Here is a 15,484-nt window from a genome sequence, read left to right as displayed (position 1 = left end):
CCACTCGCTCGAAACCGGCTTCCTCAGGCAAGCTCGGTTCGGTCGGAGTCAGATCGTGCTCGGTCAGAATGCGAGGCCTATCAAATCCCGCCATACCAGTCATAGCCATTGTCTTCCCAATAGCCGCCGCGGCCGCCGCCGATATTGGCAAAACTGTCGACGAGCTCGATCTTGTAGAGATACTTCGGCATCTTGTAGCCGAGCTGTCGTTCGACGCGCACGCGCAGCGGCGCGCCGTTCTCGACCGGCAGCGGCTTGCCGTTGAGGCCGTAGGCCAGGATCGTCTGCGGGTGGCGGGCATCGATCAGGTCGATGGTGCCATAATATTTGATTTCCCCGGAGAGGCTACGATCGATCGTGTCGAGGCAGTGGAACATGACATAGCGGGCCTGCGGCTTGACCACAGCCTGGTCGAGCACCAGCGACAGCGGGGTGCCGGTCCATTTGGCGATGCAGCTCCAGCCTTCGACACAGTCGTGGCGGGTGATCTGCGTGCGGCTCGGCATGTTCTCCAACTGCTCGCGGCTGAGCGACAGCGGCTTTTCGACCACGCCCGTTACCTCCAGCCGCCAGTCGGCGAAATTGTTGGCGAGCAGGCCCTTGTAGGTGTCATCCTCGGGCGCGGTGACGCCGTTCGGCCGCTGCGGCTGGCGGATGTCGGCCTCGGTGAATTCCGGCGCCAGAGCATCGCGGCCGGCAAGCCAGCGTTGCGCGCGGTAGGTCAGGCCATTGGCGTTTTCGAGGAAACTGCGCAGGCCATCGCCCATGCCGAGCTGGCTGTCGAAGGCATCGCAGCCCGACAACATGATGCCGGAAACGCCGAGGCCGGCGCCCGTCAGGAACTTTCGGCGGCTGATCTGGAATTTGGCCATCTCACGCACTCCTCTCGGTGTCGCCATGCCTTGGCGGATCGGTGCGGTACCAGCCGGTGATGATCGAGCGCAGTTCGTTGATCGGGCCGGCGGCGAGGATCATCATTATATGGACGATGAAAAAGCCGACCAGCAGCACCATCACCGTGAAATGGATGGTGCGCGCCGTCTGCCTTCCGCCGAGCAGTTCGTTGAGCCAGGGCAGCACCGAGTTCATGCTCGGCGACATGGCAAGGCCGGTGATGATCATGAGTGGCAACAGCACGAACAGTACGCCGCCATAGGCCATTTTCTGCAGCGTGTTGTATTCGCGTGTGTGGTGGAACCTGAGCTTGGCGTGCTCGATGATGTCCTGCGGCAGCCGCTTGAGATCGTCAAGGCGCGGCGCCAGATCGCGGCGCAGATGGCCGTTGACCAGGCTGGCGACCAGCCAGACGACCAAGGTGGTTGTCAGTATCCAGGCGAAGAAGAAATGCACGACGCGGGCGGTGCCGAGATCGTAATAGGACGGGATTGTCGCCCAGGACGGGAAGGCACGCGACGTTTGCTGCCCGGCCGGGCCCGACCAGCCGAGCACGCCGGTGGTGTCGAAGCGATGGCCGAAGATTTCGGTGTAGCCGCGCGGGCCGGTCGCGGTGTTTTCGGCACCGATGGCAAAGACAGTGTTGTTGTAGCCGAAGCCGGATTGCTTGCCGATGTAGAGCTGCGGGCGGGCGTTGAAGATCTGCAGGCCGGACAAGAGCATGAAGAACAGCGAGATGGCCCACAGCCAGTGCGTCAGACGCGTCCAGCGCGATTGCCGGTAGATCAGCGTCGCATCCTTCGTTGAGGCGGCATCGACGCCTGCGCCGGGCTGACTCACGGTAATGGTTTCCATCTTTTCCTCGCCTCCGGCTGCGCGATCCTGGGATGGCCGCGCTCGTCCTTGTCCTCCCAATACGTCGCTATCGAAAGCGATGTTTCAAGCGGTCACGTTTTTATTACGGGCACGGGTTTATCGCGGGCACGGATACTCAATTGCCGAGGCTCACCGCGAGATTGACGACGGCGGCGACGATGACGGCGTTGAAGAAGAACGACAGGATCGAATGGACAAGCACCACGCGGCGCATATGCGAGGTCGTGATCGCGGTGTCGGCGGTCTGCGCGGTCATGCCGATCACCGTCGCGAAATAGAGAAAGTCCCAACCGTCCGGCCGTTTGCTGCCGGGAAAATCGAGGCCGCCGACCGGTATCTTCTTCTTGGTTTCGGCATCGATCGCGTCGCCGTCCATCCAGTAGACATGCGCATAGTGGAGGGCGGCCATGGCATGGATGGTGAACCAGCCAAGCGGGATCGACAGCATGGCGAAGCCGAGTTCGATGGGGTCGCGATCCTTGTGATTGATCAAAAGGAACAGCAGGACAATGGCCATGGCGACGATGCCGAGCGTGATGGCAAAGATGCCCAGCACTGGGAGGTCCAGTTCGCGCGCGTTCTTGCTGAGATAGCGGCCGGACAGCAGCGGCATCTTGGCGATGACGAGCGCGATGAAGACGACGAAGAAGGAATCGGCGGCAATCGAGATCGAATAGGCAAGCCGCGTGGAGACGGGGAGCGATCCAATCAAAGGCAATACCGCGGCAAATACGACCAGACCGACGGCTAGCGACACAAAGAACTGCTTGTGCCGCTGCAAGGGGTTATTCGGCGATGTGTCGGCCATAGCCCGACCTCGGATGATGCTTCACGTCTGGTCGGGTGTGACGGATTTCAGAGCCCGCCGCAAGATACGGTCGAGCTCACCCAGGAAACGCGAGCGATCCTGTGGCGCAAAGCTGGCATTGTAGCCCTTGCTCTCGCCGGTTTCGCGCAGATGCTGCTTCAAATCGCGCATTGCAACCGCCATGCCGATGGTCTCCGGCGTGAACGGCCGGCCGGTTGGCCCAAGCACATGCGCGCCGAGCGCCACGGTGCGAGCGGCAAGCGGGATGTCGGCGGTGATCACGATGTCGTTGGGCTTTGCGTTCTCGACGATCCAATCGTCAGCGGCATCGGCGCTTTTAGAGACGACGACGTTGCGAATCATCGGATCGCGCGACGGACGCAGCCCGCCATTGGAGACGTAGGTGACGACCACGCCATGGCGCTCGGCGACCTTCTCGACCTCGGCTTTCACCGGGCAGGCGTCGGCGTCGACGTAGATGGCGGGTGCGGGCATTATCTCTCCAAAACGGACATGGGGCGGGCATGTTACCCGGCCCCATGCCAGAAATCTCGTACTGTCAGGCCGGCAGCGCGCCCGACTTCTTCGCCGTCCAGGTGGCTATGTAATCCATCAGGCCGGGGTTGAGACAGTCATAGGGTTCGAGGCCGATCGACTTCAACTGGCCGCGGATGCCGTCCATGCGCTTGGGGTCGACACCGGATTCGATGATCGACGAAACGAAAGCGGTGAAGCCCGGCGGTGACCAGCCGTCTTCCTGGAAGCGCTCGGGATGGATGAAGGACAGACCCTTGAACGGATGGTCGCGCTCGACCGGGCCGTGCATGTGGACGCCGCAACCGGTGCAGGCATGACGCTGGATCAACGCTGCCGGATCGACCACCTTCAGCTTGTCGCCATTCTCGGTGACGGTGACGTCGCCAGTGCCGGCGACCGCCACGACCGAGAACACCGCGCCGTCCGGTTTCCAGCATTTGGTGCAGCCGCAGGCATGGTTGTGGGCGATCTGGCCCTTGACCGTCACCTTCACCGGCTTGCTGGTGCAGGCGCAGACCAGCGTGCCGCCGGCAAAGCTTGCGCTCTCCTTTGGCAAGCCATTGTCGATTTTGGGATGCAGTTTCTCAGGCATTGTCTTCCTCCCTTGTTGAACCTGTGCAACTTCAGTCGCTGGCCCTTCGGTCGGCGGCTTGTTCTTCCTCCGTTTGGTGTGCGATCGGACGCAAAACCGGGCGCCACTTTTGCTGATCGCACTTAGTAAACGACGACGCTCCTGATCGACTTGCCCTCATGCATGAGATCAAAACCCTTGTTGATGTCCTCAAGCTTCAGCAAATGGGTGATCATCGGGTCGATCTGGATCTTGCCGTCCATGTACCAGTCGACGATTTTCGGCACGTCGGTGCGGCCGCGCGCGCCGCCGAAGGCGGTGCCCATCCAGGTGCGGCCGGTGACCAGCTGGAACGGCCGGGTCGAAATCTCCTGGCCGGCGCCGGCAACGCCGATGATAACCGACTTGCCCCAGCCGCGATGCGAGGCTTCCAGTGCCTGGCGCATCACCTTGGTATTGCCGGTGCAGTCGAATGTGTAGTCGGCGCCGCCGATCTGGTCGGCGCCACGCTTGGTCAGGTTGACGAGGTGAGGGACGATGTCGCCGTCGATCTCCTTCGGGTTGACGAAATGCGTCATGCCGAAGCGCTCGCCCCATGCCTTCTTGTCGTTGTTGAGGTCGACACCGATGATCATGTCAGCGCCGGCGAGCTTCAGGCCCTGGATGACGTTGAGGCCGATGCCACCGAGACCAAAGACGACAGCAGTCGCGCCTTGCTCGACCTTCGCGGTGTTGATGACCGCGCCGATGCCGGTGGTGACGCCGCAACCAATGTAGCAGATTTTGTCGAAGGGCGCGTCCGGGTTGACCTTGGCGACGGCGATCTCGGGCAAAACGGTGAAATTGGAGAAGGTCGAGCAGCCCATATAGTGGAAGATCTTGTCCTTGCCGATCGAGAAGCGCGAAGAGCCATCGGGCATCAAGCCTTGGCCCTGCGTGGCGCGGATGGCGGTGCACAAATTGGTCTTGCGCGACAGGCAGGATGGGCACTGCCGGCATTCCGGCGTGTAGAGCGGGATGACGTGGTCGCCCTTCTTGACCGAGGTGACGCCCTTGCCGACATCGACGACAACGCCGGCGCCTTCATGGCCGAGGATTGCCGGAAACAGGCCTTCGGGATCGGCGCCCGACAGGGTGAACTCGTCGGTGTGGCAGATGCCGGTCGCCTTGATCTCGACCAGCACCTCGCCTTCGCGCGGTCCGTCGAGGTCGACCTCCATGATTTCCAACGGCTTTCCGGCGGCGACAGCGACAGCGGCGCGGGTTTTCATTAGGCAATTCCTCCCAAGGCGATTGGTCTTCAGGCTTTCAGGGTTTTTATACTGTTTCAACCCGATTTGGCGACCAAATATGGCGCAAATCTTGGCCCAGTCGTCGGCGAGCCCAACCTTCGCCCCTCGGCACGGCCCTGGCGGGCAGGGAGTGTCTTGATGGGTGCGCTGCCGGCGGTGCTTGAGCCCGGCTGCCGAAGCCCATAAGAAGGACGAAAGACCGAGGAAACGCCTTCGATGTTCACGAAAATCCTGATCGCCAATCGCGGCGAGATTGCTTGCCGCGTCATCAAGACGGCGCGCAGGATGGGGATTGCCACCGTAGCGGTCTATTCCGACGCCGATCGCGACGCCGTGCACGTCGAAATGGCCGACGAAGCCGTGCATATCGGGCCATCGCCTGCCGCGCAAAGCTATCTTCTGCCTGAAAAGATCATCGCTGCCTGCAAGGAGACGGGCGCGCAGGCCGTGCATCCCGGCTACGGTTTTCTGTCGGAGCGGGCCGCCTTCTGCGAAGCGCTTGAGGCTGAGGGCATTGTCTTCATCGGTCCGAAACCCAAGGCTATCAAGGCGATGGGCGACAAGATCGAATCGAAGAAGTTCGCCAAGGCCGCTGAGGTGTCGACGGTTCCCGGCTGGCTTGGTGTCATCGAAAATGCCGACCATGCCGAAAAGATCGCCGGCGAGATCGGTTATCCCGTGATGATCAAGGCCTCGGCCGGCGGCGGCGGTAAAGGCATGCGCATTGCCTGGAGCCAGTCGGAAGTGCGCGACGGCTTCGACCGGGCGCGCTCGGAGGCGAAAAGCTCGTTCGGCGACGACCGAGTCTTCATCGAAAAGTTCGTCGTCGATCCGCGTCATATCGAAATCCAGGTGCTGGCCGACGCGCATGGCACCGCCCTCTATCTCGGCGAGCGCGAATGCTCGATCCAGCGCCGGAACCAGAAGGTTGCGGAAGAGGCGCCGTCGCCATTCCTCGATGCCAGGACGCGCAAGGCCATGGGCGAGCAGGCCGTGGCGCTGGCCAAGGCGGTCGACTACCAGAGCGCCGGCACCGTCGAGTTCATCGTCGATGCTGAAAAGAACTTCTATTTCCTTGAAATGAATACACGATTGCAGGTCGAGCATCCGGTGACGGAGCTTGTTACCGGCATCGACCTAGTCGAGCAGATGATCCGTGTCGCCGCCGGCGAGAAGCTGGCGATCGAGCAGAGCGACGTCAAGCTGAACGGCTGGGCGGTGGAAAGCCGGCTCTATGCCGAGGATCCCTATCGCAATTTCCTGCCCTCGATCGGCCGTTTGACGCGCTACCGGCCGCCGGAGGAGGGCACGTTCGGCGACATCGTCATCCGCAACGACACCGGCGTCACCGAAGGTTCCGAGATTTCGATGTTCTATGACCCGATGGTGGCAAAACTCTGCACATGGGCGCCGACACGGCTGGCGGCAATCGACGCCATGTCGGAAGCGCTGGACAGTTTCGTCGTCGACGGCATCGAGCACAACATTCCATTCCTGGCGGCGCTGATGCAGCATCCGCGCTGGCGCGAGGGGCGGATATCGACGGGCTTCATCGCCGAGGAATATCCTGACGGCTTCGCGCCGATCGTGCCCAATGGCGATGAAAAGGCAGTGCTGGCGGCGATCGCCACCGCGGTCGAGCTTCTGCGCCGCGATCGGCTTGACCGGCTGGGCGGGCGGCTGGCGCCGCATTCGGGCGCACTCAAGCGCGATTGGGTGGTGAAGCTCGGCGACGACTATCTCCAGGCTTCGATCATCGAGGGCATGATCTCCATTCCGATGGAAATCGATCTGTCGGTCGATGGCGGCAAAGCGCTGACCGTGGCGTCCGACTGGCGGCCGGGCGACCTCATCTGGCGCGGCACTGTCGGTGCCCGCAAGGTCACGGCGCAGATCAGGCCGGCGCCGAACGGCCTGCGCATTGCCTGGAAAGGCATGTCGGTGACGGCGCGCGCCATGCTGCCGCGCACGGCGGAGCTGGAAAGGCTGATGCCGGAGAAGGTGGCGCCGGACACGTCCAAGATGCTGCTTTGCCCGATGCCGGGCCTGGTCGTGTCGATCGCGGTTGCCGAGGGGCAGGAGGTCAAGGCCGGCGAGACGCTGGCCGTGGTCGAGGCGATGAAGATGGAAAACGTGCTGCGCGCCGACCGCGATCTTGTCGTGTCGAAGCTCAACGCCAAGCCGGGTGACAGCCTGGCTGTCGATGCGGTGATCATGGAGTTCGCCTAGAGATTGTTTGGAAATTCTACTCCGGCGGCCATCTGAAGGTGGTTTCTGCGCTTCCCGTGCTCACGGACCAATGGCCGCTGCGCTCCGGTTCTCGAAACCACCATCATTATGACTCGCCAGAGCGAATTTCGAACAATCTCTGAGCCGTGCGGCTGGGTACGGAAGCCTGTGGTCGGTGGTCATTTGTGCTGGACTGGCATCGCCCGGTCCGGGACAATACATCTCCATCGACTCAAAGCCCTTCGAGCAATTTGAAACATCATGGCGGATGACAAACTTCCACGCGATCCCCTGAGGCGCGAAGCAGCGCTCGCTGCTGCGCGCCCGGAGGCGCCGGCGCGGCCGTTCATCCATCTGCGCGTGCATTCGGCGTATTCGCTGCTCGAGGGCGCCTTGCAGGTCGCCGCCGTTGTCGGTCATGCAGTCAAGGACGAGTGCCCGGCAATCGCAGTCACCGACACAAACAATCTGTTCGGCGCGCTGGAATTTGCCCAGAAGGCGGTGAAGGAAGGCATCCAGCCGATTATCGGTTGCCAGATCGATCTCGCCTTTTCCGGCGAGACCAGCGACGCGCAGCGCGACCGCCGCCGCCATGGTCCGGAGATGCACGCCGTGGTGCTGCTCGCCGCCACCGAGGCCGGCTACAGCAACCTCGTCAGGCTGGTCAGCCAGGTCTATCTGGAGACGCCGCCGGGCGAGCCCGTGCATCTGACGTCAGCAATGCTGGAAGGCCATAGCGATGGCCTGATCTGCCTCAGCGGCGGGCCGCGCGGCCCGATCGGCCGGGCGCTGAAGGAGGATCGCCGAGATCTTGCCGAGACGCGGCTGCTGGCACTCAAGGCGCTGTTCGGCGACCGGCTCTATGTCGAGCTGGACCGTGTTTCCGGTTATGACCGCGCTATCGAGAAATCATCGGTCGACCTTGCCTATATCCATGATCTGCCGCTGGTCGCCACGAATGAGGCGTTCTTCGCCGCCCGCGACGACTATGACGCGCATGATGCTCTGATCGCCATTGCCGAGGGTTCGGTGGTTGCCGCCGACAACCGTCGCCGGCTGACTTCGGACAATTTCCTGCGCAGCCAGGCGGATATGGCGCGGCTGTTCGCCGACCTGCCGGAAGCGATCGACAACACCGTCGAGATCGCGCTGCGCTGTTCCTATTATCCCAAGACCCGCAATCCGATCCTGCCACGCTTTACCGGCGGCGATGTCGCCGACAATGAGGTGGCGCTGAAAGCGGAGGCCGATGAGCTACGCCGGCAGGCGCATGAGGGGCTGGAGGCCCGGCTGGCGGCGCATGGACCCACCGCCGGCTACACGGTCGAACAATACCGCGAGCGGCTCGATTTCGAGCTCTCCATCATCGAGAAGATGAAATTTCCCGGTTACTTCCTGATCGTGGCCGACTTCATCAAATGGGCGAAGGCGCAAGGCATTCCGGTCGGGCCGGGCCGTGGTTCGGGCGCCGGATCGCTGGTCGCTTATTCCACCACCATCACCGATATCGATCCGCTGCGCTTCTCGCTGCTGTTCGAGCGCTTCCTCAATCCGGACCGCGTGTCGATGCCCGACTTCGACATCGACTTCTGCCAGGATCGGCGCGAAGAGGTCATCCGCTACGTCCAGCAGAAATATGGCCGCGACCAGGTGGGACAAATCATCACCTTCGGTACGCTGCAGGCGCGCGCGGTGCTGCGCGACGTCGGCCGCGTGCTGCAAATGCCTTACGGCCAAGTCGACAAGCTCTCCAAGATGGTGCCGCAGAACCCGGCCAATCCGGTCAAGCTGGCGGATGCCATCGCCAACGAGCCGCGCTTTGCCGAGGAGGCCGAGAAGGAGCCGATCGTGCAGACGCTGCTCGATATGGCGCAAAAGCTGGAAGGGCTCTACCGCCACGCTTCGACGCACGCCGCCGGCATCGTGATCGGCGACCGGCCCTTGTCGGAACTGGTGCCGATGTACCGCGATCCGCGCTCCGACATGCCGGTCACCCAGTTCAACATGAAATATGTCGAGCAGGCCGGGCTGGTAAAATTCGACTTCCTCGGCCTGAAGACGCTGACGGTGCTGGAGACGGCGGTGAAGCTGATCCGCCGGCGCGGCATCGAGATCGACCTGGCGACGATCCCGCTCGACGATCCTGAAACCTACGCCATGCTGTCGCGCGGCGAAGTGGTCGGTGTGTTCCAGGTGGAAAGTGCCGGCATGCGCAAGGCGCTGATCGGCATGCGGCCCGACTGCATCGAGGACATCATCGCGCTGGTGGCGCTCTACCGTCCCGGCCCGATGGAGAACATCCCGACCTACAACGCCAGAAAGCATGGCGAAGAGGAGATGGCATCGATCCATCCCAAGATCGACCATCTGGTGAAGGAGACGCAAGGCGTCATCGTCTACCAGGAACAGGTGATGCAGATCGCGCAGGAGCTGTCGGGCTATTCGCTCGGCGAAGCCGACCTGCTGCGCCGCGCCATGGGCAAGAAGATCCGCGCCGAAATGGACAAGCAGCGCGAGCGCTTCGTCACAGGTGCGGTCGAACGCGGCGTCGGCAAGCCGCAGGCCGACTTCATCTTCGACCTTCTGGCCAAGTTCGCCGACTACGGCTTCAACAAATCGCACGCGGCCGCCTACGCCGTCGTGTCCTACCAGACCGCCTATCTCAAGGCGCATTATCCCGTCGAGTTCCTGGCGGCGTCGATGACGCTCGACATGGGCAATACCGACAAACTCGCCGATTTCCGCCAGGATGCGCTGCGTCTCGGCATCGAGGTGGTGGCGCCGTCAGTGATGACCAGCTTCCGCAATTTCGAGGTCGGCGAGAACCGCATTTACTATTCGCTGGCGGCCCTCAAGGGCGTCGGTGACGCTGCGGTCGAGCACATCGTCGCCATGCGCGGCGAAAAGCCGTTCAAGAATCTCGCCGATTTCTGTGAAAGGGTCGATCCCAAGATCGTCGGCAAGCGCGTCTTCGAAAGCCTGATCATGGCCGGCGCGCTCGACTGCTTCGGCCACGACCGCGCCCAGATGATGGCCGGCGTCGAACGGATGATGGGGCTGGCTTCGCTGGCGCAGCAGAATGCCATTTCGGGCCAGCACGACATTTTCGGCGCGTCGCTCGGCGCGCAGCAGCAGGCGCTCAATTTGCCGCAGACCGATCCGTGGCTTGCCGCCGACCGGCTGCACCGTGAATTCCAGGTCGTCGGCTTCTATCTTTCGGCGCATCCGCTCGACGAGTACAAGGCGGCCCTGCAGAAGATGCGGGTGCAAAACTGGGGCGAGTTCTCGGCTGCGGTCAAACGCGGTGCCGCCGCGGGCCGGCTCGCCGGCACCGTCACCACCAAGCAGGAGCGCAAGACCCGAACCGGCAACAAGATGGGCGTCATCGCCTTTTCCGACACATCTGGCCAATATGAAGCCGTGCTGTTTTCGGAAGGGTTGGCGCAGTATCGCGACCTGCTCGAGCCCGGACGTTCGGTGGTGATCACCGTTTCGGCCGAGGATAGGCCCGAAGGGGTCAATCTGCGCATCCAGACGGTGCAGTCGCTGGAGGATGAGGCCAGCCGTATCCAGAAGGCGCTGCGCATCTTCGTTCGAAATGACGGGCCTGCGTCGGCGATTCAATCGCAGCTTACCCAGCGTGGGGAAAGTCAGGTAAGCATTATCGTCATCAAAGAAGAGGCGCAGGGCGAGATCGAGATCGAATTGCCCAACCGCTACCGCATCTCGCCGCAGATCGCGTCGGCCATGCGCGCGGTGCCGGGTGTGGTCGAAGTCGAGCTCGTCTAGGCTGCGCTGATATACACGGCAATCGCATCGACGTCGGCCAGTGCATGACGGCATAAAGATGCTCTGGGCCTGACATTGCAGCCGATAGGGCCAGCGTGCGGGGCGTGGTTGACCTGACCTTCCTTTGAACCACATGCGTTGAGCAGAAACTTCAAAGGAACGCACAATCATGCCCAGCCGCGAACGCGTCGAAGCCTTCCTCAAGGAGGTGGTCGAAGGCAGCCACGTCAAAGCGATCGCCGACTTCTACCATGACGATGCCACCATGCAGGAAAATCTCGGCGTCCCGCGGCGCGGCAAGGAAACACTGATGGCGCATGAGCAGGCAGCACTCGACCGGATCGAGAAGATGCACACCCATCCTGTCCAGACATTCCTGGTCGATGGCGACAATGTCGCCATCCGCTGGACCTTCGACCGTGTCGACAAGGCCGGCACCGTGCGCCGGCTGGAAGAGGTGGCCCTGCAGCGCTGGCGTGGTGACCGGATTGCGGAGGAGCGGTTCGTCTACGACACCGCCTCGGCCTGGCGCCTCGTCGGGCCGGACGGCAAGGTGGTGGAGGGCTGAGGATCACCGGGGCCATTAGATCATGATGAGATTCGGTTGAAATCTCATCATGATCTAACCCTTTGTTGGAACGTGATCTTTTCCAAAAACCGGCACCCACTTTTTGGGATCATGCTCTAGACGGCCCCGCCTGGGACCGTTACGCACTTGGTGATGAAAGCAGCCGAGAAGGACGGATCGCAGCAAAGCTCTGCCATCGCGCGGCTGCGTGACAGGCTGCGCAAGCTCTATCACGGACGCACGCCGGCGGCGTTCCGGTTTCAACTGGTGGCGGTCATCATCGACCTCGCCATCATCGCCTTCTTCGTTGCCACGCCGGTGCTCCAGGACAAGCCGTCATTCCTGTGGCTCGACTATACCGTCGCCGCATTGGTCGCCGCCGACCTGATTGCCCGGCTGTTAGCCTCCAACGACATGCTGCGGCTGATGAAACAGCCGACATCCTGGGTCGATGTCTTCATCCTTCTGACGCTGCTGATGCCGACGGCGCTGGCAAATCTGGCGTTCCTGCGCATCCTGCGGCTGTGGTCGCTGTCGCGCAGCGGTTCGCTGTGGCAGCATTTCGAAATGCGTGGCTTAAGGCCCTGGCGCGAGGCGAGCCACGCGGTCATCAACCTGTTGACGTTCCTGTTCGTCATCACCGGCTTCGTCTACACCTTCTTCTTTCGCACCGGCGCCGGCCTCGAGAACTATATCGATGCGCTGTATTTTACCGTCGCCACGGTGACGACGACCGGTTTCGGCGACATCGTGCTGCCGGGGATCGCCGGCAAGCTGACCGCGATCGCCACCATGATCATCGGCATCTCGCTGTTCGTCAGACTGGCGACGGCGATTTTTCGACCCGCCAAGGTGTTCTTTCCCTGTCCGCAGTGCGGACTGCAACGGCATGAGCCGGACGCCGTGCACTGCAAGGCCTGCGGGCATCTTCTCAACATACCGGATGAGGGGAATTGACCGACCGCTACGAGGCCGCGACCTCGGCCGGCTTTGGCGCCTTGCGCTGCAGGTTGAGCAGGTTGCCCATCAGGATCAGCAGGGCGCCGCCGGCTGTAAAGATGTCGATCTGTTCGCTGTAGAGCAGCCAGCCGATCAGCGCCGACAGTGGCACGCGCAGGAAATCCATCGGTGAAATCACCGTAGCGTCGGCATAGGTGAGGGCACGCGCCATGCAGAAATGCGACGACATGCCGGTGAAGGCAATCAGCAGGATCCATGGCCAGAGTTCGAGCGGTGGGTTGCGCCATTCATAAAGCGCCGGGATCAGGCCGACCACCGACTGGATGATCAGCATCCAGAAGATGATGCGCACGACACTGTCCGTGCGGGTCAGCGACTTGACCAACACCACCGATACGCCAAAGCACACGGCCGCGCCGAGAACGACGAGGTGACCCGGATCCATGGAGCCGACGCCGGGGCGAACGATGACCACCACGCCGATCAGGCCAAGCACGACCGCCGCAATTTTCGGGCGGGAGAGCCTTTCGCCAAGAAAGGTCACCGCCAGGATCGCGGTCCAGATCGGCGTGGTGAATTCGATCGATATGAGCACCGCAAGCGGGATCAGCGTCAGCGCATAGAGCCATGCCGCCTGGCCCGTATAGTGGATGACATTGCGAGCGATATGGGCCAACGGGCGCTGCGTGCGCATTGCGGCGAATCCGCCGCTCATCGTCACCAGCGGCAACAGGATGAAGAAGCCGATCACCGAGCGCAGTTCCAGCACCTGGAAGACGTTGAGCTCGGCGGTGGTTGCGCGGCCAGCGACTGACATCGCCAGAAACGAGGCGATCGACAGCGCCATCCAGAACGCGGCTTTCGGGATCGATGGGGAAGGTGCCATAGGCGCTATGTCGCAAGCCGGGACTTCTATCGCAACCGTTAGGCGACGCATTCGACTGGGCCAGACCGTTGCAAAAACAGCCATGCCGGAAGTGGAACCTGACGCGACGGCAGGCGTTGGTTCCGGTATTGGCCAATTGCTGGACGCATCGTTCTTCAACATCAACGGGGGAGAGATTCCGATGAAATCATTCGCGCGGTTTCTGCTAGCCGGCTGCCTGCTAACTGCAAGCGCCACGGCCGATGCCGACGAGGCGAATTTTCTCAGCTCCTTGCAAGGGAATTTCTCCGGCAAGGGGACAGTCAAGGTCACCACCGACGCACCGACGGTGAATGTGTCCTGCACCTTCAATTCCGACGCGACCTCGAGTTCATTGTCGCTTGACGGCAATTGCCGTGGTCTTGTCGTGGTGGCGCGCGCCATCAGCGCCAATCTGAAGGCCCGCGGGGCGAAGTATACTGGCGTCTATGTCGGGTCGCGCACCGGGCCGGCACAGCTCGCCGGCAGCCGTTCCGGGAACGCGATCAGTCTCGGCATTCGCTGGGCGGCGGAGGTCAATGGCGATCGCAAGGCGCGGTTGACGGTGGAGAAAACCAGCGGCGACGGAATGCGGTTGACCGTTACCGACGTCGATCCGAAAACCGGCAAGAACGTGGTGACGAGCCGCATCGATCTCAAGCGTATCTAAGCCGTCTCACTCCTCGATCGGCTCCGGCGGGTTGGCGTTGCGGCCTTTACCGAAGGTGTAGCCGGTTTCCACCGCATTCTTGCCGAACTTGTCGCGCAGCGTATCGATGGCGCTTTCGGCCATGGCGCGCTTGCGCGAGCCGACGTCGACGAGATCGGGCGGATCGGCCTTCTCGTCATCCGAGAGATCGCTGACACCGATGCCAAGCAGCCGGTACTTTGTCCCGTCCGCCTCCTTGCGCAACAGCTCGAGCCCGGTCTGGAAAATGCGGTCGGCCAGCCGGGTCGGGTCGCCGAGCTGACGGTTGCGGGTACGCAGCTTGAAATCCTGCGTCTTCAGCTTCAGCACCACGGTGCGCCCGGCAATGCCTGACTTCTTCAGCCGCGCCGAGACCTTTTCCGACAATCCCCTCAGCACTGGAACCAGTTCGCCCATTTCAGCTATGTCGGTGTCGAAAGTGGTTTCGGCCGACACACTTTTCGCATCCTGGTCGGGATCGACACGGCGGTCGTCCTGGCCGCGCGAGAGATGGTAGAGCCGGGTGCCCATCACGCCATAGCGGCGCATAAGATCAGCGCGCTCCATGCGCTGCAACTGGGCGATGCTGCGGATGCCGTCGCGTTCGAGCGTTGCGGCAAAAGCCTTGCCTACGCCCCAGATCAGCGTCACTGGCTGTTCGGCCAGGAAACCCAGCGCCTCGGCTTCGCCGATCACCGAAAAGCCGCGCGGCTTGCGGAAATCGGAGGCAACCTTGGCCAGGAACTTGCAGTAGGAAAGGCCGGCCGAAACGGTGATGCCGATTTCCTTTTCGACGGTCTGCGCAAAGCGCGCCAGCACCACCGCCGGCGGCATGCCGTGCAGGCGCTCGGTGCCGGCAAGGTCGAGAAACGCCTCATCGATGGAGAGCGGTTCGACCAGCGGCGTGAGCGCCTGCATCAAGGCGCGGACATCGCGGCCGACGCGGACGTATTTCTCCATATTGGGCGGGATGACGACCGCTTCCGGACAGGCTTCGAGCGCCTTGAACATCGGCATTGCCGAGCGCACCCCCTGGATGCGGGCGATGTAGCAGGCGGTGGAAACGACGCCGCGCTTGCCGCCGCCGATGATCAGCGGCTTGTCCTTCAGCGCCGGATTGTCGCGCTTTTCGATCGCCGCATAGAAGGCGTCGCAATCGATATGCGCCAGATGCAGCTGGTAGAGCTCGGGATGGCGGGTGAGTCGAGGGCTGCCGCAACGCTCACAGCGCTTGGTATCGCTGCGCTGAAAGGTCAGGCAGTCGCGGCAAAAACCGTGCTCGGGATTGTTGACAGGGGCCGCCATCGCTGCGAACATAAAGAGAACAGATGCAATGGTACGTCAGGACGGAAGCCGCCACAAGCGGTT

13 protein-coding genes are annotated in these 15,484 nt (G+C 62.4%); 5 read left to right on the top strand and 8 right to left on the bottom strand.

The genetic code is table 11. The annotated features are described in order from the left end of the window. Nucleotides 1-80: 80 nt before the first annotated feature. From NLY44_RS09480 to NLY44_RS09455, 6 genes are all read right to left on the bottom strand, one after another. The gene (locus NLY44_RS09480) at nucleotides 81-872 is read right to left on the bottom strand and encodes a molybdopterin-binding protein (protein WP_023805312.1); all 792 of its coding nucleotides are present in this window, start codon (nucleotides 870-872) and stop codon (nucleotides 81-83) included. 1 nt (nucleotide 873) lies between these two features. Continuing rightward, nucleotides 874-1,749, bottom strand: a complete 876-nt coding sequence (locus NLY44_RS09475) for a cytochrome b/b6 domain-containing protein (RefSeq protein WP_023805311.1) — start codon at nucleotides 1,747-1,749, stop codon at nucleotides 874-876. Nucleotides 1,750-1,885: 136 nt separating this feature from the next. Continuing rightward, nucleotides 1,886-2,578 carry a DUF1345 domain-containing protein gene (locus tag NLY44_RS09470; RefSeq protein WP_023688301.1) on the bottom strand — a complete coding sequence of 231 codons (693 nt, stop codon included), beginning with the start codon at nucleotides 2,576-2,578 and terminating at the stop codon, nucleotides 1,886-1,888. Nucleotides 2,579-2,599: 21 nt separating this feature from the next. Further along, nucleotides 2,600-3,073 carry a YaiI/YqxD family protein gene (locus NLY44_RS09465; RefSeq protein WP_023695438.1) on the bottom strand — a complete coding sequence of 158 codons (474 nt, stop codon included), beginning with the start codon at nucleotides 3,071-3,073 and terminating at the stop codon, nucleotides 2,600-2,602. Between the two features lie 64 nt (nucleotides 3,074-3,137). Then, nucleotides 3,138-3,707 carry an S-(hydroxymethyl)glutathione synthase gene (gene gfa, locus NLY44_RS09460; protein ID WP_023667587.1) on the bottom strand — a complete coding sequence of 190 codons (570 nt, stop codon included), beginning with the start codon at nucleotides 3,705-3,707 and terminating at the stop codon, nucleotides 3,138-3,140. Nucleotides 3,708-3,829: 122 nt separating this feature from the next. Next, on the bottom strand, nucleotides 3,830-4,957 hold the full coding sequence (locus tag NLY44_RS09455) for an S-(hydroxymethyl)glutathione dehydrogenase/class III alcohol dehydrogenase (protein WP_023667586.1): 1,128 nt from the start codon (nucleotides 4,955-4,957) through the stop codon (nucleotides 3,830-3,832). 237 nt (nucleotides 4,958-5,194) lie between these two features. Here NLY44_RS09455 and NLY44_RS09450 point away from each other — a divergent pair, with 237 nt between their 5' ends. The 4 genes from NLY44_RS09450 to NLY44_RS09435 all read left to right on the top strand — a co-directional run bounded on the left by NLY44_RS09450 (nucleotide 5,195) and on the right by NLY44_RS09435 (nucleotide 12,521). Continuing rightward, nucleotides 5,195-7,207, top strand: a complete 2,013-nt coding sequence (locus tag NLY44_RS09450; RefSeq protein WP_023688304.1) for an acetyl-CoA carboxylase biotin carboxylase subunit — start codon at nucleotides 5,195-5,197, stop codon at nucleotides 7,205-7,207. Between the two features lie 261 nt (nucleotides 7,208-7,468). Then, a complete protein-coding gene (gene dnaE, locus NLY44_RS09445; RefSeq protein ID WP_023805310.1) occupies nucleotides 7,469-10,996 on the top strand; it encodes a DNA polymerase III subunit alpha in 3,528 nt (1,175 codons plus the stop codon). Between the two features lie 169 nt (nucleotides 10,997-11,165). After that, nucleotides 11,166-11,564: a nuclear transport factor 2 family protein gene (locus NLY44_RS09440; RefSeq protein ID WP_023667583.1), complete on the top strand. Its 399-nt coding sequence runs from the start codon at nucleotides 11,166-11,168 to the stop codon at nucleotides 11,562-11,564. 153 nt (nucleotides 11,565-11,717) lie between these two features. After that, nucleotides 11,718-12,521: a potassium channel family protein gene (locus NLY44_RS09435; protein ID WP_023681580.1), complete on the top strand. Its 804-nt coding sequence runs from the start codon at nucleotides 11,718-11,720 to the stop codon at nucleotides 12,519-12,521. Between the two features lie 7 nt (nucleotides 12,522-12,528). Here NLY44_RS09435 and NLY44_RS09430 read toward each other — a convergent pair whose 3' ends face one another. Continuing rightward, complete coding sequence (locus NLY44_RS09430; RefSeq protein WP_023710632.1) at nucleotides 12,529-13,410, bottom strand: DMT family transporter; 882 nt, start codon at nucleotides 13,408-13,410, stop codon at nucleotides 12,529-12,531. 181 nt (nucleotides 13,411-13,591) lie between these two features. On the opposite strand from NLY44_RS09430, the gene NLY44_RS09425 reads away from it, so the two are divergent. Further along, nucleotides 13,592-14,098, top strand: a complete 507-nt coding sequence (locus tag NLY44_RS09425; RefSeq protein ID WP_023805309.1) for a hypothetical protein — start codon at nucleotides 13,592-13,594, stop codon at nucleotides 14,096-14,098. A 6-nt stretch (nucleotides 14,099-14,104) separates the two neighbouring features. Here NLY44_RS09425 and NLY44_RS09420 read toward each other — a convergent pair whose 3' ends face one another. Next, a complete protein-coding gene (locus NLY44_RS09420) occupies nucleotides 14,105-15,433 on the bottom strand; it encodes a DNA polymerase IV (RefSeq protein WP_023805308.1) in 1,329 nt (442 codons plus the stop codon). Nucleotides 15,434-15,484 lie beyond the last annotated feature (51 nt).

This window comes from Mesorhizobium sp. C089B (assembly GCF_030323125.1).
Lineage (GTDB): Bacteria > Pseudomonadota > Alphaproteobacteria > Rhizobiales > Rhizobiaceae > Mesorhizobium.
Note: the sequence above shows the minus strand (reverse complement) of the source record. Positions and strands in the feature narration are given on the sequence as shown.

What these genes read in the sequence shown, in the direction of transcription:
- NLY44_RS09470 (WP_023688301.1), bottom strand. Translation starts at nt 2,578, where the DNA reads ATGGCCGACACATCGCCGAATAACCCCTTGCAGCGGCACAAGCAGTTC.
- NLY44_RS09440 (WP_023667583.1), top strand. Translation starts at nt 11,166, where the DNA reads ATGCCCAGCCGCGAACGCGTCGAAGCCTTCCTCAAGGAGGTGGTCGAA.
- NLY44_RS09450 (WP_023688304.1), top strand. Translation starts at nt 5,195, where the DNA reads ATGTTCACGAAAATCCTGATCGCCAATCGCGGCGAGATTGCTTGCCGC.
- NLY44_RS09465 (WP_023695438.1), bottom strand. Translation starts at nt 3,073, where the DNA reads ATGCCCGCACCCGCCATCTACGTCGACGCCGACGCCTGCCCGGTGAAA.
- gfa (WP_023667587.1), bottom strand. Translation starts at nt 3,707, where the DNA reads ATGCCTGAGAAACTGCATCCCAAAATCGACAATGGCTTGCCAAAGGAG.
- NLY44_RS09455 (WP_023667586.1), bottom strand. Translation starts at nt 4,957, where the DNA reads ATGAAAACCCGCGCCGCTGTCGCTGTCGCCGCCGGAAAGCCGTTGGAA.
- NLY44_RS09435 (WP_023681580.1), top strand. Translation starts at nt 11,718, where the DNA reads ATGAAAGCAGCCGAGAAGGACGGATCGCAGCAAAGCTCTGCCATCGCG.
- dnaE (WP_023805310.1), top strand. Translation starts at nt 7,469, where the DNA reads ATGGCGGATGACAAACTTCCACGCGATCCCCTGAGGCGCGAAGCAGCG.
- NLY44_RS09430 (WP_023710632.1), bottom strand. Translation starts at nt 13,410, where the DNA reads ATGGCACCTTCCCCATCGATCCCGAAAGCCGCGTTCTGGATGGCGCTG.
- NLY44_RS09480 (WP_023805312.1), bottom strand. Translation starts at nt 872, where the DNA reads ATGGCCAAATTCCAGATCAGCCGCCGAAAGTTCCTGACGGGCGCCGGC.
- NLY44_RS09475 (WP_023805311.1), bottom strand. Translation starts at nt 1,749, where the DNA reads ATGGAAACCATTACCGTGAGTCAGCCCGGCGCAGGCGTCGATGCCGCC.
- NLY44_RS09420 (WP_023805308.1), bottom strand. Translation starts at nt 15,433, where the DNA reads ATGTTCGCAGCGATGGCGGCCCCTGTCAACAATCCCGAGCACGGTTTT.
- NLY44_RS09425 (WP_023805309.1), top strand. Translation starts at nt 13,592, where the DNA reads ATGAAATCATTCGCGCGGTTTCTGCTAGCCGGCTGCCTGCTAACTGCA.